Source organism: Deltaproteobacteria bacterium (assembly GCA_019308905.1).
Taxonomy (GTDB): domain Bacteria; phylum Desulfobacterota; class BSN033; order WVXP01; family WVXP01; genus JAFDHF01.
In genome coordinates this window covers 1-22,544 of sequence record JAFDHF010000067.1, presented here as the reverse complement: position 1 = coordinate 22,544, position 22,544 = coordinate 1, and the positions used below count along the sequence as shown (strand labels likewise).

23 protein-coding genes are annotated in these 22,544 nt (G+C 55.9%); 6 read left to right on the top strand and 17 right to left on the bottom strand.

Features of this window, described 5'->3' with window-relative positions; translation table 11 throughout:
• Positions 1 to 584 precede the first annotated feature (584 nt).
• Complete coding sequence (locus JRJ26_17295) at positions 585 to 1,418, top strand: mechanosensitive ion channel family protein (GenBank protein ID MBW2059246.1); 834 nt, start codon at positions 585 to 587, stop codon at positions 1,416 to 1,418.
• Between the two features lie 75 nt (positions 1,419 to 1,493).
• Here JRJ26_17295 and JRJ26_17290 read toward each other — a convergent pair whose 3' ends face one another.
• The 8 genes from JRJ26_17290 to JRJ26_17255 form a co-directional block, all read right to left on the bottom strand.
• Positions 1,494 to 2,345, bottom strand: a complete 852-nt coding sequence (locus JRJ26_17290; GenBank protein MBW2059245.1) for a carbohydrate ABC transporter permease — start codon at positions 2,343 to 2,345, stop codon at positions 1,494 to 1,496.
• 5 nt (positions 2,346 to 2,350) lie between these two features.
• Entirely contained in the window at positions 2,351 to 3,220 is an 870-nt protein-coding gene (locus tag JRJ26_17285) for a sugar ABC transporter permease (GenBank protein MBW2059244.1), read from the bottom strand.
• Positions 3,221 to 3,293: 73 nt separating this feature from the next.
• On the bottom strand, positions 3,294 to 4,124 hold the full coding sequence (locus JRJ26_17280; GenBank protein MBW2059243.1) for a carbon-nitrogen hydrolase family protein: 831 nt from the start codon (positions 4,122 to 4,124) through the stop codon (positions 3,294 to 3,296).
• Between the two features lie 85 nt (positions 4,125 to 4,209).
• Positions 4,210 to 5,184, bottom strand: coding sequence for a hypothetical protein (locus JRJ26_17275; GenBank protein MBW2059242.1), 975 nt, complete (start codon positions 5,182 to 5,184; stop codon positions 4,210 to 4,212).
• A gap of 164 nt (positions 5,185 to 5,348) precedes the next feature.
• Positions 5,349 to 6,254 carry a carbon-nitrogen hydrolase family protein gene (locus tag JRJ26_17270; protein MBW2059241.1) on the bottom strand — a complete coding sequence of 302 codons (906 nt, stop codon included), beginning with the start codon at positions 6,252 to 6,254 and terminating at the stop codon, positions 5,349 to 5,351.
• Between the two features lie 65 nt (positions 6,255 to 6,319).
• Positions 6,320 to 7,054, bottom strand: a complete 735-nt coding sequence (locus JRJ26_17265) for a flavodoxin family protein (protein MBW2059240.1) — start codon at positions 7,052 to 7,054, stop codon at positions 6,320 to 6,322.
• Positions 7,055 to 7,184: 130 nt separating this feature from the next.
• Complete coding sequence (locus JRJ26_17260; GenBank protein MBW2059239.1) at positions 7,185 to 8,396, bottom strand: sugar ABC transporter substrate-binding protein; 1,212 nt, start codon at positions 8,394 to 8,396, stop codon at positions 7,185 to 7,187.
• A 219-nt stretch (positions 8,397 to 8,615) separates the two neighbouring features.
• Positions 8,616 to 9,605, bottom strand: a complete 990-nt coding sequence (locus JRJ26_17255; GenBank protein ID MBW2059238.1) for a C-terminal binding protein — start codon at positions 9,603 to 9,605, stop codon at positions 8,616 to 8,618.
• 419 nt (positions 9,606 to 10,024) lie between these two features.
• Between JRJ26_17255 and JRJ26_17250 the strand changes: the two genes are divergently transcribed.
• Together JRJ26_17250 and JRJ26_17245 are read left to right on the top strand one after the other, a co-directional pair.
• Positions 10,025 to 10,978 carry a DMT family transporter gene (locus tag JRJ26_17250; protein ID MBW2059237.1) on the top strand — a complete coding sequence of 318 codons (954 nt, stop codon included), beginning with the start codon at positions 10,025 to 10,027 and terminating at the stop codon, positions 10,976 to 10,978.
• 204 nt (positions 10,979 to 11,182) lie between these two features.
• Positions 11,183 to 11,623 carry a DNA-binding protein gene (locus tag JRJ26_17245; protein ID MBW2059236.1) on the top strand — a complete coding sequence of 147 codons (441 nt, stop codon included), beginning with the start codon at positions 11,183 to 11,185 and terminating at the stop codon, positions 11,621 to 11,623.
• Positions 11,624 to 11,799: 176 nt separating this feature from the next.
• Here the strand turns inward: JRJ26_17245 and JRJ26_17240 are convergent, their stop codons facing one another.
• Positions 11,800 to 13,002, bottom strand: a complete 1,203-nt coding sequence (locus JRJ26_17240; GenBank protein ID MBW2059235.1) for an FAD-binding oxidoreductase — start codon at positions 13,000 to 13,002, stop codon at positions 11,800 to 11,802.
• A gap of 16 nt (positions 13,003 to 13,018) precedes the next feature.
• Complete coding sequence (locus JRJ26_17235; protein MBW2059234.1) at positions 13,019 to 13,297, bottom strand: (2Fe-2S)-binding protein; 279 nt, start codon at positions 13,295 to 13,297, stop codon at positions 13,019 to 13,021.
• Positions 13,298 to 13,555: 258 nt separating this feature from the next.
• On the opposite strand from JRJ26_17235, the gene JRJ26_17230 reads away from it, so the two are divergent.
• Positions 13,556 to 13,765 (top strand): hypothetical protein, encoded by a 210-nt coding sequence (locus JRJ26_17230; protein MBW2059233.1) that lies wholly within the window; start codon positions 13,556 to 13,558, stop codon positions 13,763 to 13,765.
• Between the two features lie 13 nt (positions 13,766 to 13,778).
• On the opposite strand, the gene JRJ26_17225 is transcribed toward JRJ26_17230, so the two are convergent.
• Entirely contained in the window at positions 13,779 to 14,945 is a 1,167-nt protein-coding gene (locus JRJ26_17225) for an MFS transporter (GenBank protein MBW2059232.1), read from the bottom strand.
• Between the two features lie 178 nt (positions 14,946 to 15,123).
• Between JRJ26_17225 and JRJ26_17220 the strand changes: the two genes are divergently transcribed.
• Entirely contained in the window at positions 15,124 to 16,449 is a 1,326-nt protein-coding gene (locus JRJ26_17220; GenBank protein MBW2059231.1) for a sugar ABC transporter substrate-binding protein, read from the top strand.
• Between the two features lie 101 nt (positions 16,450 to 16,550).
• Here the strand turns inward: JRJ26_17220 and JRJ26_17215 are convergent, their stop codons facing one another.
• The 5 genes from JRJ26_17215 to JRJ26_17195 form a co-directional block, all read right to left on the bottom strand.
• Positions 16,551 to 16,880, bottom strand: a complete 330-nt coding sequence (locus JRJ26_17215; GenBank protein MBW2059230.1) for a PilZ domain-containing protein — start codon at positions 16,878 to 16,880, stop codon at positions 16,551 to 16,553.
• 49 nt (positions 16,881 to 16,929) lie between these two features.
• Positions 16,930 to 17,181 carry a hypothetical protein gene (locus JRJ26_17210; protein ID MBW2059229.1) on the bottom strand — a complete coding sequence of 84 codons (252 nt, stop codon included), beginning with the start codon at positions 17,179 to 17,181 and terminating at the stop codon, positions 16,930 to 16,932.
• A 320-nt stretch (positions 17,182 to 17,501) separates the two neighbouring features.
• Positions 17,502 to 17,852: a PilZ domain-containing protein gene (locus JRJ26_17205; protein MBW2059228.1), complete on the bottom strand. Its 351-nt coding sequence runs from the start codon at positions 17,850 to 17,852 to the stop codon at positions 17,502 to 17,504.
• A 71-nt stretch (positions 17,853 to 17,923) separates the two neighbouring features.
• A complete protein-coding gene (locus JRJ26_17200; protein ID MBW2059227.1) occupies positions 17,924 to 18,412 on the bottom strand; it encodes a PilZ domain-containing protein in 489 nt (162 codons plus the stop codon).
• A 484-nt stretch (positions 18,413 to 18,896) separates the two neighbouring features.
• Entirely contained in the window at positions 18,897 to 19,229 is a 333-nt protein-coding gene (locus JRJ26_17195) for a hypothetical protein (protein MBW2059226.1), read from the bottom strand.
• Between the two features lie 383 nt (positions 19,230 to 19,612).
• On the opposite strand from JRJ26_17195, the gene JRJ26_17190 reads away from it, so the two are divergent.
• Complete coding sequence (locus tag JRJ26_17190) at positions 19,613 to 20,647, top strand: DUF4124 domain-containing protein (protein ID MBW2059225.1); 1,035 nt, start codon at positions 19,613 to 19,615, stop codon at positions 20,645 to 20,647.
• Between the two features lie 117 nt (positions 20,648 to 20,764).
• On the opposite strand, the gene JRJ26_17185 is transcribed toward JRJ26_17190, so the two are convergent.
• Positions 20,765 to 22,544 (bottom strand): radical SAM protein (locus JRJ26_17185; protein ID MBW2059224.1); only part of this gene is annotated, 1,780 nt, incomplete at its 5' end.

Below are 22,544 nucleotides of genomic sequence, written 5' to 3'. Positions count from 1 at the left end.
TTGTGAGCCGGTCTCTGAAGATCCTCGGTGCGCCTCCTCCGGTCTATCTGGGCATCAACAGGATCCTCGTCATCCTTTTTCCCTTGCTGGCAACGGTGCTTCTCTTTCAGATCAAGAGGATGTACCCCCTTCCCAGGGTAAGCCGGGCCGGGCGGACCTTCTGGAGCCGTTTTCTCTTCCACGCGGTCCGGCTCTGGCCTCTTGCCGCAGGTGGCTTTGTATGGTTGATCTTCATATTCATTGCGGCGGGCTACCGTGAAGGGGTTTCTTTCCTCCTTTTTGCCACCCTCAAGACCCTCGCAGTCCTTGTGATCCTGTGGGGTTTACTTCGCCTCATCGGCCCTCTTTTCAACAGGTTGTTCAGTCTCGGACGGGAGATGGAGGCGCGGTTCCCCGGCCTTGAGGCCAAGACGAATCGATACGTCGGGACCCTGAGGCGGATTGTCGAAGGCGTTGTCGCAGCGCTCGGTACAGGCACGATTCTGGAGTTCTGGGGCCTCCACGTCTCCTGGCTCGTCACGTCGGAGCTGGGATCGACTATCCTGTCCCATCTTATCGCCATAGCCCTGGCCGTTGGCCTGGTGATGGCAATCATCGATATCAACGGTTTTGTAGCCGATCGACTCGCCAAGCCCAGGACGGATTCGAAGGGCCGTGCCGTCGAGCCAGGGAGAACGAAGAGGACCCTGATCCCCCTGATCCACTGGGTCATCAACGTAGCCTCCGTATTTGTGGGAGCGGTCGTCGTCCTCAGTCAGTTGGGGGTCAACGTGACACCGATTCTGGCAGGCGCAGGTATCCTCGGACTGGCTGTCGGCTTCGGTGCCCAGTCACTTGTCAAGGATTTCATCAACGGCCTCTTTATTCTCTTCGAGGGCAGTGTGGCTGTCGGGGACGTGGTGGTGATCAACGGGACCGGGGGGCTGGTCGAAGGTGTAACCCTCCGGACCGTCAAGATGAGAGATCTCGCAGGAAACGTACACGTGATCCCCAACGGGAGTATCAACATGATTACCAATATGACCAAAGAGTATTCACGATACGTCTTCGACGTGGGGGTTGCATACAGGGAGAACGTCGACGAGGTCATGGATGTTCTCAGGGAGATCGGCGAGTCGATGCTGAAGGACCCGGAGTTCAAGGACGACATACTGGAACCCCTGGAAATCCTCGGCGTAGACCGTTTTGACGATTCGGCAGTGGTCATCAAGGCGAGAATCGCCACAAAGCCGATAAAGCAATGGAGGATCGGCAGGGAGTTCAACCGGAGAATCAAGAAGGTATTCGATGAAAGAAATATTGAAATCCCCTTCCCCCACACAACCGTGTACTGGGGTGAGCCCAAAACAGGTCGACCCCATCCTCTGACAATTCAAATCAGCGGGCAGACGGGGAACAAGGCGGAAGACCCGGCCTGACAGCCGGCCATGAAGAGTCGAACGGCTCGACTTCAGGAGGGATGAATTCCTGGTCACGGCCTCACCGTTCCCGCTCTACCCTTTGATGGCGCCGGCGGTGAGCCCCCGGACCAGATACTTCTGAAAGAACATGAAAAAGACAACAACCGGAATGGCCACAACCACCGATGCCGCCATCGAGTCCCCCCATCGAATGTCGTACTGGGTGGCCATGGCGGCAATGCCCAGGGGTAGGGTCTTTTTTGCCTCGGAGCTGATCATCACGAGGGCGTAGAGATAGTCGTTCCAGGTCAGGACAAAGCTGTACAAGGCGATCGCAACGACCCCGGGCATCGAAAGAGGGAGGGTGATTTTCAGGAAAGCGCCCAACATGGAGCATCCGTCGACCATGGCCGCCTCTTCGAGTTCCCTGTATCCGCCCGAGAAGAAAGAGCTCAGGGTCCACAGAGCGAGGGGGACGACGAAGGTCACATTTGTCAGCATCAGGCCGAACAGACTGTTCACCAACCTCAAGCGGGATAGAATCACGAAGAGGGGGATTATCAGCAGGACAGAGGGAAGCATATAGGAGAACAGAATGAGCCGGGAAAATATCCTGATTCCAAAGAACCTGAATCTGGCCAGACTGTACGCACCGAATACGGCGATGGCTACCGATATCAACGTGGTCGACGATGCCACGATGATGCTGTTCTTGAAATAGACCAAAAACGATATGTCGGTCAGAATGGTTCTGTAGTTTTTGAGCGTGAAAGGGCTTGGGATCCATTTTGGAGGTGATCTGAAGACGTCGGCAAGAGGTTTGAACGAGGTGGAAAGCATCCAGAGAAATGGAAATATGATGACGAAAGCGACAAGGATGACGGTCGCGTGCAGGAGAAGGTCACGTAGGATTCTTGTTTCGCGGTGCGCGCGTCTTGCTGCCATGGAGATCACTCCTCCTCAATCTTGGCCCTGTTCAGATAGATCAGGGAAATGACCAGGAGGACAAACATCATGGTCACGGTGATTGCCGCCCCTCTTCCCAACCGCAGCTCTGAGAAAGAAGTCAGGTAGGCAAGGATCGAGAGGGTTTCGGTAGCCTTGACAGGCCCTCCTCCTGTGAGCAGGTACATGGTCCCGAAGTTGTTGAACGTCCAGATCGAAACAATTAGAGTCGTTATGACGGTCGGCGCTTTCAAGTACGGTAGAGTGATATGAACGAACTGCTGCCATTTCGACGCACCATCGATTCCTGCAGCCTCGTAGAGTTCGGACGGGATCATCTGCAACTGGGCCAGCATCGCGATCATGGGGAAAGAGAAACCCTTCCACGTGTTCGCCACAATGGCCGATATCATGGCCGTGTTCTTGCTACCCAACCAAATGATCGGTGTGTCAATGACTCCCATGGTTATTAGAAGATAGTTGATCACTCCATAGAGATCGTTGTATAACCACTGCCATAGAAGAGCGAAGACGACGACCGGACAAACCCATGGAATCAGGAAGATTCCCCTGAACAGGAATCGGAACTTGATCTTTTGATTGAGGAGCAAGGCGATCGGAAGTGCCACGAGATGCTGTAAGGCCACAGAACCGGCGGTCCAAAGAACCGTATTCCAAAAATCCATCCAGTACTGGTCATTGCGGAATAGGTAGACAAAGTTCTTGAGACCGACAAAATGCATCCCCGGCCGCAAGAGATGTTTGGTGTGCAGACTCAGCCAGATTCCATTGAAGAATGGATATACGATTAACAGCGTGACGATCGCTAGACTCGGAGAGAGCAAGGCATAGGCCAACAGCCGCTTGCTATGCATCGGTTGTATCCCCCCATCTCCAGCGTCGAATGTCTATGTTCCCGGAATCGGAGCGATGCACTGCAGAGTCGCTCTACGACTCTTCTGCTTTTGGGCCTGACATCAGACGGCCATAGAGGAACTGCTGCCGATCCTCAAAGGGCGACCAATACTCTTTGAGCTCGTCTATTTCCCTCATGTTCACCCTCGACAGGAAGATCCTCTCCCCGGGTCCGAACTGGGTCACCCTGCCGGTTGGATGAACAAGAAAGCTCTTGCCATCGGCGTGCTCATCCCCTACCGGGAAATAACCGACCATGTTCACCACGATAAGGAATATCCCGTTTTCAACCGCCCGCGCCCTGGCGCAATGTTTGAGCAGTGCCAGTGTCCGGTCTAATGCCATGGTTGGGCAGAAGATGATCTTTGCCCCTCTGGCCGCCAGAAATCCAGCAGCTTCGGGGAAGGCCAGATCGTAGCACACCAGCAGGCCGACTCCGCCCAGTGGGGTTTTGCAGACCGGAAACTCCCTGCCCGAGGCAAGAAAGCGTTCCGTCGGGTAGAGGTGGACCTTTCGATACCTCAAGAGGAGTCTTCCCTCAGGGCCTATGAGGACTGCGGCATTGAAATAGCCCTCCTTCCCCTTTTCCAAGAGGTTGGTGGCCACATAGAGGCCGTGTTGCCTGGCCTTTTCCCCCAGGCAGTCGGTGATGCGCCCTGGTATCGTATCGGCAACGTCGTCCAGGTGTTCGATCAGGGATACCGGTCCAGAGAAGCTGAACTCGGGGAAGCAAAGAGCAGCAGGTCCCCTCTGGGCCGCCCTGTCAATCAGCTCGCACGACTTTTCAAGGTTGGCATCGACAGTTCTTCGGGTGATACTGCCCTCTCCGTAAAAGGGGGCCATCTGGATCAGGCCTATTCGCATCGATTGCTTTCTCCCGATGTGGAGCCAAGAGATGAATCCGCTGTTCCTCTTGGTCTCCCTGGCGAGAACATCCCCCCAGGGACGCCTATACCATGAGAGTTCCTTCCTTCATCACGGTTTCTCCGTCTATCTGGAGAGTGATATCCAAGCAGATAGTGTCGATGTGTTGTTTACAGCGCGTCTTTCCTCCCATCTGGGTGTTCGCTCCGATTCCGAAATGGGCCGCTCCGTAGAGGGATTCATCTGCGAGGAAATTGCCGGACAGCTTGGTTCCCGGGTTTAGCCCGATTCCCCACTCTGCGATGACATCCGCATTATCCCCACCTCTTGTGATGATCCGTTGAAGGTCACGACCGCTTTTTCCTCCCTCGATATGGACAATCCTCCCTTTCTTGATCTCCAGGGTCACCTGGTCTTTTACGATGCCCATCTGGGTGACATCCCCGGTCTCCAGTGGAAAATAGCCCAGGCTCCCGTCAATGACCACCACCCCCTCGGTTCTATCCTCAGCGGTAGGCGCGAAGACGACTCCCGGTACCGTGTCCCATTCTCCGGGCTTGACGATTCCGTCCTCAAACATGACGGTCTTGCCCTCACCTTCCAACCTCACATCAGTACCGGCCTCTGTCTTGATGTGGACCGTATATGTGTCCTTCAGCCGGCTTATGATCTTCTCGATGTCCCTTTTGATTTGATCGTAGTCCACGGGGATCGCCCTGGTGAGATCTGCTTCAGAAAACCGGGAGAGTGAGAGGACGCGGCTCTTGGCGGCAAGGGCTGCTTTGGTCGCTTGTGAGGAGAACCTCCAACTCGTACTCGTACAGATTATCGCCGCGTCTGTCTCTTTGAGAGCCTCGACGACACTACTCGGCGGAGACATGACATCCGAAGGCGCCAATGTGATAAGACTCGCCCCGATCCCCTCGGCCTGAGCCACAACCAGCAAGGACTCGATAAGCTCCTGACTGTAACCAGAGTCGGTTATGATCGTAATGTTTTCGCTCGGCACCGCATTGACACACGTCCTAAGAATGGTTTTCGCAACCTTTCCCAATTCCATGGGGATCATTTTTCTCTCCTCGATTCGGTATCCGGTCCGGACCTCTTTGCACGGCTGAAGGCGGAGAGCCGCAAAGGCAAAGAGGCCCGCCGCTGATCGACCATGCCGCGGTTGTCATCCTTGACCGCTTGTTTGGAGAAGGTAGACCTCCCGCGGGATAACGGCTATCCGATGATTGTCGGAGATGTATACTTCGGATCCACAAGGGTCTTGTACGTTTCCGGTCTTCTCCAGTTGGGATAGATCTCTGCGTCATTCCTCCTGGCCTGCATGCTGTTTTCAGTGTCGATCGAAGCGATGGCCATGCCCTGGGCAAAATCAGACACGGCGGCCAGGTATTTCACCCCGAAGATGACCCCGCTTCCCCCGCCGTACATCAGGTCGACGTGTGAGGCCCCCATGAAGGCCCATTTGTGGAGAGGGGCCTTTTGACGCCACCCTACGGGATTTGCAGAGACGATGTAGGCATGACTGTAGATCGACGAGGCCTTGCCGAGGACGTCGATGGTTTTGATGAATTTCGCACTCCAGTTTACAGGCCAGAAAATCACCTGGGCGCCCTTCAACCCGAGTATCCTGGGAACCTCGGGACAGGTTCCGTCCATGTCTATCATGATTCCGATCTTGCCGATTTCGGTGTCAAAAACCGGGTATTCGCCGGTTCCGGGCAGTACGCCGCAGCCGGGTTCGTATTTGGCCGGTGCGTTCTCGGAGTGGGCCTTCTGAAAGGTTCCGACGAGCTCGCCCTTGGAATCGATCAGAGCGCTTGTATTGTACAGCCTGTCCTGTCTCAGTTCCAGCATGCTGCCAGCCACGATGAAGAGGCCGTGTCGGGCCGCCTTTTCAGCGAGTCTCGAAGTGACCGGGCCGGGAATCGTTTCGGCGAGATTTCTGATCTCTTCCATGGTCTGTCCCTGCTGGGGCGGTCCTGTCAGAAAGTATTCGGGAAAGCAGACTGCCCTGGCCCCTTCGGAGGCAGCCTCATCCAGCAGCTGCATTGCCCGGTTCTCATTCTCTGCCTTGTCAAAGGGTTTGATATCCATCTGAATCGCCGCAACCTTGTATTTCATCTCTCCTTCCTCTCTCACCGTATTCCTGCAAGAAGGTGTTCTTTGCCTGATCTTTTTGTGGAGCCCTATTCGCCTGGATGGAAAACGATGTCCTTCCCTCCGAAGGGGGCCCACACCAGTTCGTCTTTCTGAATCTGGGAAACTCCGGCCTTGATGAACTTTGCCAGTTCCACCACCCTCTTCCCGATGAATCTGGCCGCGTTCATGCCTATGCTGTCCTGTTTCACGGCGGACAGGCTGCCCTTCGGGTTCGATGAGAAGGATACAGATTCCGGCCATCCTTGAAGCGCGGCTGCTCCCCAGAAGCAGCCTATGCCTTCCTTCGGTCTTTCAGGGCCGACGCTCACGACGACCATGTCGTGCATCAAGAACCACCTGTGGACTTCAGCGATCGTGTGCTCGAGACCACCTTGCCTCGTGAAGGCCACCGTCAGTGCACCGCCGACTTTGTTTCTGAGCGGGTATCCATTGAACTCGATAGGCATGGTTCGATCCATCAGCGCCTTCAACTGAGCCGTAACACCTCCCCAATAGACAGGAACGCCGACGAGAATACCGTCGGCCTCGAGCATCTTTCTCATGATCATGTTGGCATCGTCGTCATAGTCGCTGCACAGTTCTTCCAGCGGTGCCTTCCTGCACCGGTAGGTTGATTTGCAGCCCCCCGCGATACGGCAGTCGGCCATAGAGATGAACTCGGTCTCGACATCCTTCAGCTCTCCCGCAGCGGAAAGCGCCTCTCTCACCAGGATATCGGTGTTGCCGTGCCTCGGACTTCCGGAGATACCTAGGACCTTCACTCTCACGTCGTTTTCCTCCTTGTTCCAATGCCTTTTGCGTTTTTTCAGGTTTTATCGAAGAGCGGAAAAACAAAGGCAGAAAAGCGGGGGAAGACTCTGCCCCCTGCTTTTCTGCTCGATTCATGGATCATCACTTTGATTCAAACATCTCGCGAATTCTCTGGTCGGTCCATTTGAGAGCCTTTTCGGGAGACCATCCTCCTAGAGTTACCTTCTGGATGCAATCCCTCAGAGATAGCTTTCCTTCCAATTCGCCCCCATACGGACTCTGCACGAACTCTGCACCCGGGCGGGCAGCGTACCGGCACTCGTCGATCAACGTCTCCGTCGCCTGGGGGAACTTCTTGAGTATGGGGTTGTCCTTGAATTCCTGGGACTCCCTTATGGATTTCATTGCCGGTAGATTTCCTCCCGGGTAGGCCTGAATGATTTCCAGGCAGTTTTCCTTTGCGAGGAGGAATCGGAGGAAATTCTTGACCTCTTTTGGATGCTTGGTTGCCGCGGGAATAAAGAGACTGTTCCGTCCCCCGCTGGACCCCCGGGGAACATCGAGACTCCTCCTGGGAACGGGTACTGCCCTCACGTAGGGCACTATTTCAGGGTTCTGCTCTGCAATTCTCCTGAGAATATACCCAAAGGTGAAAACCATGGCCGGCTTGCCCGTGATGAAGGCTGTCTGGGCGTCTCCGTATTTGTAGTTCTTCGCCCCCGGCGGCGCGATATCTTTGTCGAAGAGGCTGACATAGAATTTCAGTGCTTCCAGAGCCTGGGGTGAATATAATACGACTTTGCCGTCCTTGTCGGTGACAGAGGCTCCGTTCGACATCAAGTAGCTGTGCAACTCGTACTGAGCCATCCAGTCTCCTGAGGTGGGGGTGTACCCGTAAATGTCGATCTTTCCATCCCCGTCGGTGTCCTGGGTCAGGGCTCTGGCCGCCTTATAAAGTTCATCCCAGGTTCTCGGCGGCTTGAGGCCTGCCGCGTCGAAAAGGTCCTTTCGATAAAAGAGGACCACGGGACCCACCCCGTAGGGAATCTCGCGGTAGTGCCCGTCGATGAAGGAGCACTTCAGCATCTTCGGGGTGAACTCCGCTTTGTATTCTTCCATGAGGTCGTCAATTGGCAGGATCGAATCCTTGCCCTGCATCGCATAGAAAGACCAAGCCTTCCCCTCGACCTCATAGACAAGATCCGGGGTCATTCCCGAGGCGATTCTGGCGATGAGGTCGGCGTCGAACTTCGTCCAGCTTGTCTGTATAAGCTCCACCTCGACGTCGGGGTGCAGCTTCTGGTATTTCTCGATAACCTTCAGCTGGGCGGCAACCGAATATTTACCGGCCAGGGGGACTCATAAACCCAATCTTCACGGTCTTGCCCGACACGGCTCCGAGACAGCCAAACATACCGAAGACCAGCCCCACGGCTATCGACACAATCGCTTTCTTCATCGTTTCTTCCCTCCTTTCGATTTGGAAAGATCGTCCATGGAGTAATGGGTTTCTAGGTCAGGGCATCACCTCCTCTTGTCGAAGAGCGGGAATCTGATTCACGGGCGAGATCCTCATGTCCCGGGAGTTCTGCCCCTTTCCAGCAGCTCTCTGTTTACGAGGTTTTGGGGGACTTCTCCCTGAAGGATCCTGATGACCTCTTGTGTAACCGTTTGTCGCGCCCTCTGTCTCGCTTCGAGGGTGTTCCATGCAATGTGGGGGGTGATGATGAGTTCGTCGAACGCCAGCAGGGGATTGGACGGATCCGGAGGCTCATTCTCCAACACATCGACGGCCCCCCCGGCAATCCATCCGTGTTTCAAAGCCCGGTACAGAGCATCCTCCTTGACAATCGCCCCTCTCGCCACGTTGATCAAATAACTCGAAGGCTTCATCAACCTGAGCTTGTCGTGGTCGATGAGCCCTCTTGTTTCGTCGTTGAGGGGGCAGTGAATCGAAACCACGTCCGCGGTAGCCAGGAGAGAGTCCATGTCGACCCTGTCCAGGCCGATCTGCCCTGCTGTTGCGTCTGCCACAAAGGGGTCATAGAAGATGACCCCCATGCCCAGAGCCTTGGCTTTTGTTGCCAAGGCTCTTCCGATTCGGCCCAAACCGATGATTCCCAAAGTCTTTCCCGTTAGTTCCCTGCCCTGGAACGTCCCCCGGGTCTGCCATTTTCCCTGCCTCGCCGCCATCTCGGCGCGCGGGATCTTCCGAACAAGGGCCAGAGCCAATCCGATCGTATACTCGGCCACCGACTCCGTCGCCAAATCCGGGACGTTTGTCACATAGATGCCCCTCTCTGTTGCGGCTGCCAAGTCGACGTAATCCAGGCCTGTGCTGAAGCAGACGATCCCCTTGAGCTTGGCTGCGGCACGGACGACATCTTGAGAAACCGTGATATCCACGTCTGCCAGAAGGATGCTCGCCTCTCTAACCGCCTCCACAAGGGGTTGGCCGTGCACCGACTCTTTCCCTTTGACCTCCGCGATAGGAGCGAAAGTCTCCCTTTCCCAGGACACCGAGCCGTAGGGTTTCAGAATTATCGGCTTGCGGGATTCCATCCGCCCCCTCTTTGCCGGTTTGTACGAATCGGGAAAACCATCGAGTTATACCCCTGCTCTCTGTAGGGCCTCATTTTCCAGGTCTTCTTCACCAGATTCCAGGCCAGGGTTCCAGTGCCATCAGGTGCCCGGAACCTCGCAGGCCGGGCCGGAGGAGCCTTGTTTGTTTCTCTTTGTTCGGAAACCCCGGTAAGTTTGCTGGTCTATTGCTTCAGAGAGGCCTTTGTCGGTAACGATCCCTAGCGGTAGGGAGGTCAACAAGGGGGAATTGGCCCGCTTCCCCTGCAGCCTTTGCCTGGCCGAGTTCGTCCGGGTAAACCCCTGCCGCGTCCGCGACAAAAGCCAGGTTCCTCGAATAGCGATCCAGCACCCGCGGGCAGGAGGGGAACAAGGCGGGAGAGCCCGTCTGGGGAGGGCTCTTGCCGACAGGCAACTCCTCTGATATGTTTCTCACACAGGACGGGCTCTTCCTTCTTGACCCGGACGGGATTATCATGGGCGGGCGGCTTTCTGCAAATGGATTTTTCCTGATGGTGGTCTCGGCGTGCCTCTTTGGCATTGCGGATGTGATGATCAAATCCCTTTCACTGGGCGTCCCACCCGTTGAGATCGCTTTTTCCCGCTTCCTTGTGGGAGGGATTGTCCTACTGTTCGTCCTGCTGCCCAGGAGACGTTCTCTCAAAGGGAACAGAACCTGGATCCTGCTTGTCAGGGGCGTGGCTGGAACCGTGACCTTCCTTTCTCTCCTGAAATCGATCTCTATGATTCCCCTTGGTAACGCCATGGTGCTCCTGTATACTTTCCCGGTCTTTGCGGCCTTCTTCTCCGTTCTCCTCCTGCGAGAGTCACTGACAAGGGGAGAGATCCTGCTGGTTGCGGTTGGGGTGGTCGGGATCTACGTGCTCCTCGGCCCGGGTTCCCACAGGTTCAACGCGGGCGAGCTTTTTGGATTGCTCGCCGGTTGCTTTGCCGGTTTCACGGTCGTCTTGATCCGGAAGCTGCGAGAGACAAACGGCCCTCTTATCATCTACTTCTACTACTGTCTGGTGGGAGGCGTTCTAACGTTTCCGGCCCTTGTCAAGGACTTTGAAATGCCCGATTTCGAGCAGTTTGTCTTGCTGATCGCCGTTGCCGTGATCTTCATGATAGCCCAGCTTCTCATGACCGAAGGCTTCAAGTACTGTAAGGCCTCGGAGGGTTCGGTGATCCTGATGCTGGAGGTTGTCTTTGCGGGTATCGGGGGTATTGTTTTCTTCAGGGACTCGCTGTCGTCGGGTTTCCTGGTAGGGACGCTCATGGTGATGGGGAGCGGTGCCGGGCTGAATCTGATGCACCGAAGGCTCCGGCGCTTCGGAGTGGCTCTGCAGCGCTGACCCTGCAAGAGGGAGAAAGAGAGGAGAGGGAACAGGTCTCCTTATTGTGCTCGATCCAAAAGACAGGAAGGGTCTAGGATGGGTTCGAGGTTCTGCGTTGCCTCGCGGCACGGGGTTTTGCGTGCTGTAAGGGACGTCGTGGCGGGTGGCCGGAGTCCCTCTTGGTGATTGTCCGTTAGTCCAGAACATCTTGGAGGTAGACCGATGAACATCATGGAGCACGCAGGGCCGATGAGAGTTGTGACCATAGGATTTGAACCCGGGGAGATGCTGTTGGAGTCGATCAAGGAAGCCATCGCCAAGGCAGGTGTGGAAAACGGTGTGGTTGTGTCCGGCATAGGAACCCTGAAGTCGTGCCAGATGCACTATGTGACCCACACGGATTTTCCGGCGGTCGATCGGTTCTATACCTTGCAAAAGCCGCTGGAGCTCCTTTCGGTGAACGGCATCATTGCCGATGGCGAGCCCCACCTCCACATAGTGGTCTCCTGTGGCGAGAAAGAGGTGTACGCAGGCCATTTGGAGAACAACAGCGAGGTTTTGTATCTCGCGGAGATAGCCGTTCTCGAGTTCAACGAGCTGAAAATGACCCGCCATCTGGACCCGGAAAAGAAGACCAGCCTGCTCGGCCCCAAACTCCCCTGAAGGGGGGTCACCTCGGAGCGGCGAGGATCTGGGGTGAGACGAAGGCATTGCTTACAGTGCCGGGGTCTGGCACCGTGAGGGAAGAGCCCCGGGTCTCCGGGCGGACACAGCCGTTCCGGGCTATTGGGCATGGAGGGAGACTGCCGCGGGCCTCGGGGGGCGGCGGGAAGTTGTGGCTAGAGAGATTCTACCCTGCCCGGCGAGGGGGCTCTGCCCGACTGGGAGAAGCGCCACAGGCCGAGTTCGTCGATGGGAATTGACGTCCGGCCTTCACATATCAGTTCCGAGATCAGCTTGCCGCTGATCGGTCCGAGACATATTCCGTGTCCGCAGTGGCCTGCTGCCATGACAAATCCATCAATCCCTTCCACGTATCCGAGGATGGGAAGGTCATCAGAGGTGAAAGGGAAGAAATTGACGAAGCTCCGAATTGCGCAGACACTCCCGAGCTGTGGGAATAGCCTCACCACCTCCCTGGCAATCGCCCTCGTCTCCTCATAGCTGGTTCTCTTGTCATAACCGACAAATCTCCAGGTCGCTCCTAGAAGGATATTGCCTGAGACCGTTTGATGAACACAGAGACCACAACCGAATCTCCCCTGATGGCCGATCATCTCTTCTTTGGCATACTCCCCGGTCACATAGGCGGCGCCCATGATGATATGGGAGATTACGGGTGGCATCTGTTCTGTCACGACAAACTCCATTGCACTGGGAATGATGGGGATTTTGATCCCGACCATTTCTCCTATGAAGGGTGCCCAGGCGCCGCACGCATTGACCACAAGATCGGCTCTCACGATCCCTCTGGCGGTGATCACCCCTCTGACCCTGTTGTCCTCCAATCGGATTCCCTGGACCTCGGTATGATGGAAAACCCTCGCGCCCATCTGTTCGGCCTTCCTCTGCAATCCCAGAACAAGATTGAAGGGGTTGGTTCCACCGTCCAGAGGGTTGTAAAGAGCCCCCGCGATCCTCTCCGACAAGAGGGGTTCGAACTCCCTGGCTTCCCTGGAGTCCAACATGGTCAAAACGAAGCCGGCATCCTCTCTCTCCTTGCGGAACCTCTCCATGACGGGAAGGTCTTGCTCGTTCTCAATGACGAGCAGCCCTCCGGGCCGCCTGTATTCGGTATCGACATCGAGTTCCTCCCCTAGCCGCTTGTGGATTTCAATACTGGCCAGGGCAAGATCCAGGTCGATGCCTGGTCTCCTGGTAGATGTCCAGACAAAAGCACCGTTTGCTCCTGATGCTTCCCCGGCCATGTCGCCTCTTTCCAGGAGGACGACCTTCCTTTTTGCCTGTGACAAGAAATAGGCGACGGAAGAACCGATGATGCCGCCCCCTATGATCACGACTTCGGCTTCCCTCGGTATCACCGGAGTTCCTCCTCCATCAACCTGATTCTTCCAGTGCCAGATCTGCGAGTTTGATCGGTCGAAGCGGCGGGCGAAAAGTCGGTGGTTTGAGGGATTCTCCAAGCGGGAGAGCGCTGCGACTTTCCAGCAACTGACTCACCAGCCTGTGACAGGTCCGGCCCTGGCACAGCCCCATGCCGGCCCTGGAGATTCTCTTTATATCGTTGAGGGACCGGGCTCCGTCTTGGATGGCTCGGAGAATCTCCTTTTGCGTCACTTCCTCGCAGCGGCAGATGATCAGGTCTTCTCTCTCCATGGCAGGACTCCGTGAGGCAGCGGATTTCTCCTCCTGCATTCTATCAGATCCGTGTTTTCTGTCAAAGCCGGGCCCGGCTTTGACAGACGATTCCCATGGGAGAGAGGAAAACCTGGCCCTGGAGGAAGTCAGGCCGTTTTGTCGGTGGAGGGGGCCAACAATTCCCTTGACTTCCTCTGTGGATCTGCTTAAATAGGCTACGAACGGGCAATCCTCTGTTGGATATGAGGTGCAAAGGAGGGAAGCACGGGGAGCGGTATGGGGGAGAACAGGGAGACCGCGGTTTTCAAGGCAAGGCTTTCCAGCATCAAGGAAGAATTGCGGATCTTGATGGAGGCGAACATAATCGACTATAAGACTTACATGGACTTCTGCTTCCTGGCATCGAACGCAATGAGCCTCGACCAGCTGGATGAGTTGACCCATGACCTGGCAGAAATCAGGCAGCGGAAGGTGTCTCCACGGTGACCCAGGGTCGGGCTCAATCCCCGTCCGGACTGGGGGGGAGGAAAAAGAGGAGACCGAGCACGCTCAGGACCAGAGTTCCGACGAAACAGATGGCAAAGGGGAACGATACAGCCTCTGCAAGATAGCCGGCCGTCGGGGGCATGACTCCCTCGCCAAAGAGAATGCCGGTTATGAGTACTAGGGAGAGAGCTAGATTTCTCACGGTGGATGGAAAAGTCAGGGAAGCTATGACCAGGGCAGGGGGAAAGAAACAGGCCACGGATGTTGCCTGGAGGAACACCAGGGCGGGCGTGAGGAGAGAACCACGGAAGACCCCCAACATGAGTGTGGAGGCGGCTGTTGCCCCTGTGAAAATGGCTACGGAACGCCGGGCCCCGATGCGATCGGTAACAACGCCCGAGAAAAAGATGATAAAGACCCCGGAGATATGGGAAAGCCCGATGATGGTGTTCGCAAACTGCCTTTCAAGCCCGATCTCGTCGACGAGAAACAGTGGCAGTATTGCGTATAGGCCGTCGGCCGCACCCAGTGCGAAGGCAAAGGCCGCTGCAACAACCCAGAATTGGGGTTCCCGTAGAATTTCCATCATCTTTCGGGGTTTCGGCGGGGTGCCCCTTTGATTCCCTCCCCGGCCCCACCTGAGAAACCCGAGGCCCAGAAGCAGCGCCGAAATACTCAGTGTGATCATGACGCCGCGCCAGGACACGACGAGGAGCAGAGCTTCAGCCAGGAGGGGAGCAGTGACAAGAGCGAGATTCGGGGCCAATTCGTGAATGGCCATTGCCTTGCCCCAATCTTCTTTGGCGGCCAGTTCCGTCAGGACGGCGATCCCCGAGGGGAAGTAGAGTCCTTCACCAAGGCCGAGGAGAAAAAGCCACCTACATATGTCCGGGGCAGCCTTGGAATGAGAGGTGGCCAGCATTGCTCCTCCTACGATTATGCCCGAGGCGAAGATGGTGAAGCGATGGGTCAGCCGGGAGGAGACGATTCCGGAGGCCAGGAATCCGAGGCACTGTCCGACGGCGATAAATAGAAAGAGACCGCCTGCCTGACTGTGTCTTAGGTCGAATTCCACCTCTAGGAGGGGAAGGAGGGGGGCGATTATAATCCGCGAGAGAAAGCTCATATAGTAGACAGCGGTAAGAATGAGAAGTGGTTTCAAGGGGAGTCGAGAATTCAAGGATCTTCACTCTTCCTTTCAGGAGTTTCTTCCTGGCGGGAATCGTCCCACGACAAGAGAAGCATATACTTATACCATTTCTGACGGTTGTTTTCCGGGCTTTTCCGGTGATTCTATCGCTTTTACCGCAGAGAATCCCGCCTGAAAAGGGCAGCGGTTTTGATCGGTGGATCCTCCAATGGTAAGAAGATCGGGAAGAAACCTCCCGCTCATCCTCGGTGTTCTCCTTCTCTGTGCCATGGCAGCCGTTGGCGCCTGTCAAAGAGAAGACCGAACCGGGAAGAAGACCATCAGGTTCACCGTGTGGGGCTCTCCGACCTCCAACCAGCTCTACCGTGAGGTGGTAGAGGATTTTGAGAGGAGCAATCCTGATATCAGAGTCGAACTCATGATGCTCCCGTGGAGTCACTATCACCGGAAGATTCTGACCATGTGTGCAGCCCGCAGCAGGCTCGACGTGATGCGGCTGGCCAATAGTTATTTCCCTCTCTTTGTGGAAAAGGGAGCCCTGCTCGCTCTGGATGAATACATCAGGCGGGATCGTACAGAGATCGACCTGGGAGATTTCTTTCCCGCTGCCCTGATGGGTTGTGAAGATGAGGGGCATATCTATGGTCTGCCGGTTGATATCGTCGGTTGGGCCGTATTCTACAACCGGGGCATTTTCGAGAAAGCCGGGCTTGCTTTTCCCGATGGAACCTGGACTTGGGAAGCCTTTTTGGAGGTGGCGAGGAAGCTGACACGCGATTTTGACGGTGACGGGTCCATCGATCAGTACGGTGCCTATGTGAAAGTGAAGTTGGGAGTAATCGAGCTCCTCGCCGGACAGAGCGGTGCCATGATCATGAACGAAGACAACAGCAGGTGCCTCTTTGACAGCCCGGAGGGCAGGGCGGTGGTTCAGCTTCTGTACGATATGAGGGTGAAGTACGGGGTGGTTCCGCCTCCGGATGTCCGGTCGAGCCAGAACCCCTTTGCAGCACAAAAGGTGGCCATGGCATTGCTCACTCGAGGTGATGTGACCGCGTTCCGCCAGACCCTACCCTTTGATTGGGACGTGGCCTCAGTACCGAGGTGGCCCGATAGGGAGCCCAGGGCTCTCATCGTGGGGGGCTTCAATCCCTGGGTCATTTCACGCGGCAGCCGGCTGCCGGAGGAATCGTGGCGATTCCTCAAATTCTTTACCGGGAAAAAGGCAATGGAGAAGATGGCGAGAAGCGGGCGAATCGTTCCGGCAAGGAAATCGGTCGCCGAGAGCCCGGCTTTCTTAGATACCGGTCCTCCGGAGAACAACGCCGTCTTTCTTGATCTGATCCGTACGCCCGACAAGGTGTTCGTCCCCAGGTTCCCGCGGTACAGACGACTCGAGAAGATATTCAAGAACAACCTCCAGTTCCTCTTTGAAGGGAACCTGACAGTCGGCCAGTGTACGGCAATGATCTGCCGGGACGTTGATCGGCTGGTCCAGGAGGTCCGGGCGGAGCAGGAGGAGGCGCAGCCCTAGAGAGAAGTACTGTCGGTGGCGGTCCGGCGGCTCCCTGTTTCAAGGGTGAGAAGGCGATGAGAGGGAGGCTCCGTCGAGGTCGTCCTCACCCGGCCGATTCTTCAGGATTCTTCGGTCGAAAGAAAGCCGCTCAGTTTTTCCAGGTGTCCGGCAGGGAGCTGAACAAAGCAGACACCGGCGCTGTAGCTGAATTCCGGGTGAGTCTCAAGCCTGACGACCCTTCCCCTCGGGTTGATTGCATTGCCATTCATGACGAGGGTGAAATCGTAACTCTCACCCTTGAGAAGGATGGCACGGCACGTGATTTTCATGCCACCGACGCTGAGGTCAATGGTTTCTCCGATTCTCAGTTTGTCAAAGGAGACAAAAGAGACCGGGCATCGAACCCTTTGGCGGATATGCATCCGCCTCTCCCTGCCTAGCCGATTCATTTTGTCTTCCTCACTGGAGCCCGCAGAGCAGCACCTGCATTGCGACCGGTCATCCAAGGCCCATGGAGGTTCTCCTCAGGGTTGTTTGGTATCTTGACGTGTCTACAAATTCCCTGTTCTTCTCGGTGCAACTCGGACAGATCCTGTTGAACGTTCCCAAGGCGAGGAACTCGCGGTCACATTTCAGGCATCTCCTTTTGACCGTTTGAAGGGATCTCCTGTTTTTCCTCTTCGAATGGATGAAGCAATACCCGCTCTTGTTGTTCCGCCTGAGAGGTCTGCCGCAGATTTCGCACTCCATTTGTCTCTCTCCTTTCCACGTCTCACCTGGGTCATCGCTTCGATGTTGGGGCCGTCGGAGGAGCCCGGCCACGACCAGGACCTCTACGTACGGCCCTCTGTTCTACTACTTGTCCGAGGATACGACACAATCGCTAACTGGCAATAATGGTGCCACTCGTTGCGGGCATGGGTCTGGCGGGATTATTCATGTGATGTCGATATGTTATTGAATGGAGGCCGGGCGGGTTCGGGTGAGTCCCGAAGGCCACCGGAGTAGTTTATTTCACTTAGGAAATTTTTCTTACAAAGATGTAAGAAAATCCTGCACGTGAGCTTGCCTCAGTTCCATGGTTCCATGATGCGGGTGATGTGTCTGCTCAGGTGGTGCCTGTCGTGTAGAGACATCTCCTCGAACCGAACTCCTGCCTCATACCGTGCTCCGCCTCTCCGCCTCTCCCCTGTCAATTCGAGGGACCGGACTACGGTGCCCCGGCATTGGATCACCTGGGGATGGACGGCGATTGAGATCTGAAGCCGCTCCCCGGGGATGAGGCTGTAAGGGGTCTCTATCCTTGCACCCCCCAAGCTGAGGTCGACCGTTGTGGCCACCCTCGGCGTATGGTAACTCTCGCCGACGTAGAGGGCAGGGTGGGATACCTTGACCCTCGGGTGGTTTCGCCGCTCGATCATTGCTCCTCCTCTGTCGCTCGGTCAGAATCCCAGGCTGTGCGGGGACCGATGCCTTTCATGATTCCTAATTCCTATCTTCCATCTGGTATGAGAACCCTCCTTTCCCGTCGGTCCAGGGCGTCGAGATAGAAGGCCAGGAGGCCCAAGTCTTTTTTGGAGACTTGGAGAAACTGGATGCCTGAGACATTCCGGTATTCGGGGAGCAGCAGACTGTAGGCTATCCTTCCTTTTAAGCAAACCAAACCCCGGTCGAGCACGAGCCTGAAACTCAGGCGTTCGTCTTCACGGATGTAGCGGTGGGTCTTGATCTTCATGCCTCCCAGTCCCAAATCCAGAGTGAACGTCAAGAAGCTCCTGCCCTCATAGTCATAGGAGGCGATTTTCTGGACAGGGTATCTCGGGTGGCTTCTTCTCAGTGGGAGGGAGAACAGGGTATCGCCGGACCGTCTCGAGAGCCGGGCAGGGCAAGGAGGAAGAGCGCCGAGTTCCAGGTGGAGTGGACTGGTTGGGAAAACACGCGAGGGGTACGAGCATTCGGATCCAAGGCTTTCGATGTTCATGGATTCTCCCGGTCTGCCTGTTGGCTAGTTGCCTGCCCGGACTCTACAGGCCCAGGCAAGAATAGTGCCCCTTGAGGCTGGGATAGAGACCAATCGACATGCTCCTTGTATTTCAACGGGTTATACGTTTTGTGATGGGAAGTCCCCGGGAACTGTCCTGTGGCAGGGTTTCGTTCGTGCAACTGCCGTTGCATTACCGTACCCGGAGTCTTGGACCGGATGTCCACGGCCATCCGGCACGAGAGCCGGCGGTGGAGATGGATGTGGCCTGGGAGACGCCCCCTGACCAGGCCTCATAAGGCAAAAAAAGCTCCTTCTACCAGTCAAGGAGGGCAAAACCGGTAGAAGGAGCATTCTTGAAAGGAGGTACTCCTTTCCTTATCCATATTTTACTGGATAAAACCGGGAAGTTTCAAGGGCCCCTGAGGCAAACAAATCGGATTTCAACGAACAGCCCATGGAGATTGTGCTGTTGAACGAATCTCTACGTTATTTCAGGCATATAGAACCCAACGACCGACCGGCAAGGCTCACTGCCCGAGAAATCGAAATGAAAATGCCTTATTTCAGCCTCGGTTCGGTAGGTCTTCTTGTGGGTGAATTCAAGGCCCACACGGCTTCTTCGCTTTTTTTTCATCATTCCGAGTATCTGGAGTGCCGTCTTGACCCCGACATAGGATTCCACCATCATTCCCTGGTTACAGGCGTTTATTGCTCTGCCCAGAATGGTGGTTCCCCGAATCTTGTAGGACACGGGGAATTCGATCGATACTCTCTTGAATCTCCGGCGCTCCGTGCTGGCGTCGACTGCAGTCATCAAGCCTCCTCCGATCCCTCTTCTCCAGGCCCGGCTTCCCGTGCCGTGGCACCGAAGGTTTCCTTTCCCCGCCAAACTCCAGTCAACCTAGTACACCTTCTGGCCGGGTTTGACAAGGCCTTTGATTCGACGCTTCCCTCCACCTAGTCGTCAGTCAAGAACCGCAGAGTGGCGGAGATCAGAGAGTTTCTCGGATCACCCGTCCTGGTGGGGGGCCCCGAGGGTGGCCTTTTGCCGGAGTGGAATCTCACCAATCATGACGGATCTTTGGCACGGAATATGCTATCAACCACGGGGAGCACGCTCTCGCTCCCGGAAACCTCGACAGCTCGGTTCTTATCTCAAGATTCGGTCTCAAGACGCGATACGAGGGTAATTCTGCCATGGGATTCGGAAAGTCTATTCTTGCCGCCGCCTTTGTGGTGTTCTCTGTCACCTTTGCGGCCCAGGCACAGCCGGTCTACAAATGGGTCGATGAACAGGGCAATACGCACTTCACAACTCTCTATAAGAACATCCCTCCAGAGTTCAGAAAGGGAGGGCCGAAGGGGGGAAAGACCGGGGTGCCGGAGAAATCCCGGGAGACTCCGGCCGTGAAAAGAGCCGGTCAGCCTGCTGCAACCCATGGAACTCCTGGAGGGGAGAAGGCGGGAGGCGAGCCTCTTTCTTTTTTGTCAGAGCCGCTGGACAGGGCGGTGCAGCAGGACAAGAAGAGAAGAATCCTGTTCGAGATCGAGGGTCGCTACTGGTTCACCGGACTCGATGGAAAGGTCAGGTACGCGGAATCGGGTATTGGGACGAGTGTGGACTTTAAGGACGACCTCGGCGTGGGCGACGAGAACTTCCCGGAGGGAAGATTCACCTGGCACATAAGTGCCAGGAATAGCCTGAGATTTGCCTATACTCAGGCCTGCTACGAGGGCGACGGTAACATCGACCGGACCATAGAGTTCGGGGGTGAGACCTACACCGTAGGGACTCGGGTCGTGACAAATGTCGACTTGAAATACTTCCGCCTCGGATGGATATGGGACTTTTTCCATGGGGTGGGCGAGGCGGTAAGAATCGGGACCCTTCTAGAGGCAAAGGGGTTCTGGGCCGACGCCTCCCTCGACGCTCCTGAACTCTCTCCGGCGATCAAGGAATCGGTGGAGGTCGTGGGCGCATTCCCGACGGTCGGCCTGGTTTGTGACATCCGGCTCCATAGGTTCGTTGATCTATTCGCCGAGGCATCCGGAATCTATGCGGGCAAGTATGGGTACTCCTACGATTGTGAAGCAGGGCTGGCCGTCTCCCCTATAAGGAATCTCAGTCTTATCGGTGGTTGGAGAATCCTCGATTTCAGGGTCGAAGACGATCCGGACTTCGCTACCTTGATGATTTCAGGACCTTTTGCAGGGGGGATTCTCAGATTCTAGTGTGATCCCCTGGGGAAAGCCACCTTTCCGCCGTGATCCGGTCTGAGTAGAATCTGTCCTCTGATCCGCTCACCCGTGGTTCAGGGATGAGAATCGCCGCGCGAGGGGAACCGCTCTTCAGGTAGCCTGAGGGGTTGGAATCGAATCGTCGTTGAATTCAATCTCTGAGATGTACCGCCTCATGCTTTCCGTGATATCCGGTATCTGGCTGGAGAGGTTCACGATCCGGAGTCTGCCTCTCAATTCGATGAGCTTCTGATAGTTTTCCTCGAACATGAGGTGGATGGCCTTTCTCGAGAAGAACTGGATCCCGTCGAAATCGATCACCAATCGGTCCTGTACCCAGTCGGTGGCCTTCTTGATTCTGGCGATGAACTCCTCGGCAGCCCTTAGGTCCATGGAACCCTCCAGACGGACAAAAAGGGTGTTGAGCCTTTCGTTCCGCGTGACATGAACGTTCAGGGCCTCGGTGATCCCTCGTACCGCCTGTTGGCCTCTTTCAAGAGTCAGCCAACCTAGGGTGGGGGTCAGGGTCTGCCTGTCCCTGACAGGCAGAGAGGTATTCAGATTCCTGATAATCTTGGCGGCCCTGGAGAGGCGGGTTTTCGGCTTTCGCCTGGAGACCTGTCTGAAAACGAGGTTCGTGGCCATACGGGTGAAGAACCGCTGCTGGGGATGGGCCAGTCGCTTGAAGATCGAGCGGTAGGAATAGACCGTGCGTGAAGCCCAGTTGAATCCTCTTTGAAGGGTCTCCTCGGTCATGAGTTTGGGCCGGTAGACGACCTCGGCCCCCGTGTACTTCGACCAATCCCTGTGCAGAATCCTTCCTTCTGCTTCCATTCGGTCATAGAAGGGCGTACCGGGCAGAGGCGTGAGGACAAAGAAGCACGGTGCTTCGATCCTTGTCTTTTCGCAGAAACGGACGGTCCGTTCGAATACACCCTCGTCGTCGTGGTCGAATCCAAATATCAGCCCGGCGAGAACCATGATACCGTGGTCGTGGATCTTCCTGAGGGATTCTTCGTATTCGTTCACCTTGTTGAAAGACTTGTGAACGGCCCGGAGGTTTTCAGGAGAGAGGGACTCGATTCCCAGAAAAAGGGAGACACAACCGCTCTTGGCCGCCAGTCCGAGCATCTCGTCGTTCTTGGCGATGGTGATACTCGATTGCCCTGCCCACTTTTTCTTGAGGGGGATCAGCCGTGTGAAGAGTTCCTTGGCATAACGGGGATTCCCCGTGATGTTGTCATCCACGAAGACCACAAAATCGTCTTCGAGGGCCTCTACCTCTTTGATCACCTCGTCCACAGGGCGGCATCGATAGGTATTCCCAAAAAACTGCGTGACGTAGCAGAAGTCACATCGGAAAGGACATCCCCTGGAGGTTTGAACACAACTCGTGGTGAAGTAGACTTTCTTTTTCAGGAGATCGATCCTCGGACGGGGCGCTCCCTCCATCGAGCAGAATCCTTTGGCCTTGTAAAAGGGTTTGAGGTTACCGCGCCCGGCATCGGACAGGACCTGCTCCCATACTTCCTCGGCCTCTCCGATCACAACGCTGTCCACATGAGACTTGGCCTCCTGGGGGAGAGCGGAGGCATGGGGCCCTCCCATGACAACCGGAATTCCCCGGTCCCGGAAGGCCCGGGCAATCTCGTAGGCTCTTGGGGCGTGTATCGTCATGCCCGTGATTCCAACGAGATCCACCTCTTCGTCGAAGTCGATAGGCTCGACGTTTTCGTCGGTAATGGCAACATCGATGTCCGCCGGAGTCAAAGCCGCCAGCGTGGTGAGACTCAAATGAGCGAACCAGAGGGTCTTTAGCTCCCTCCGGGAATGGCGCAACAACGACACTTCGGAAGCCGGATCTATCAATCTGATCTTCAACTGCTCGTCC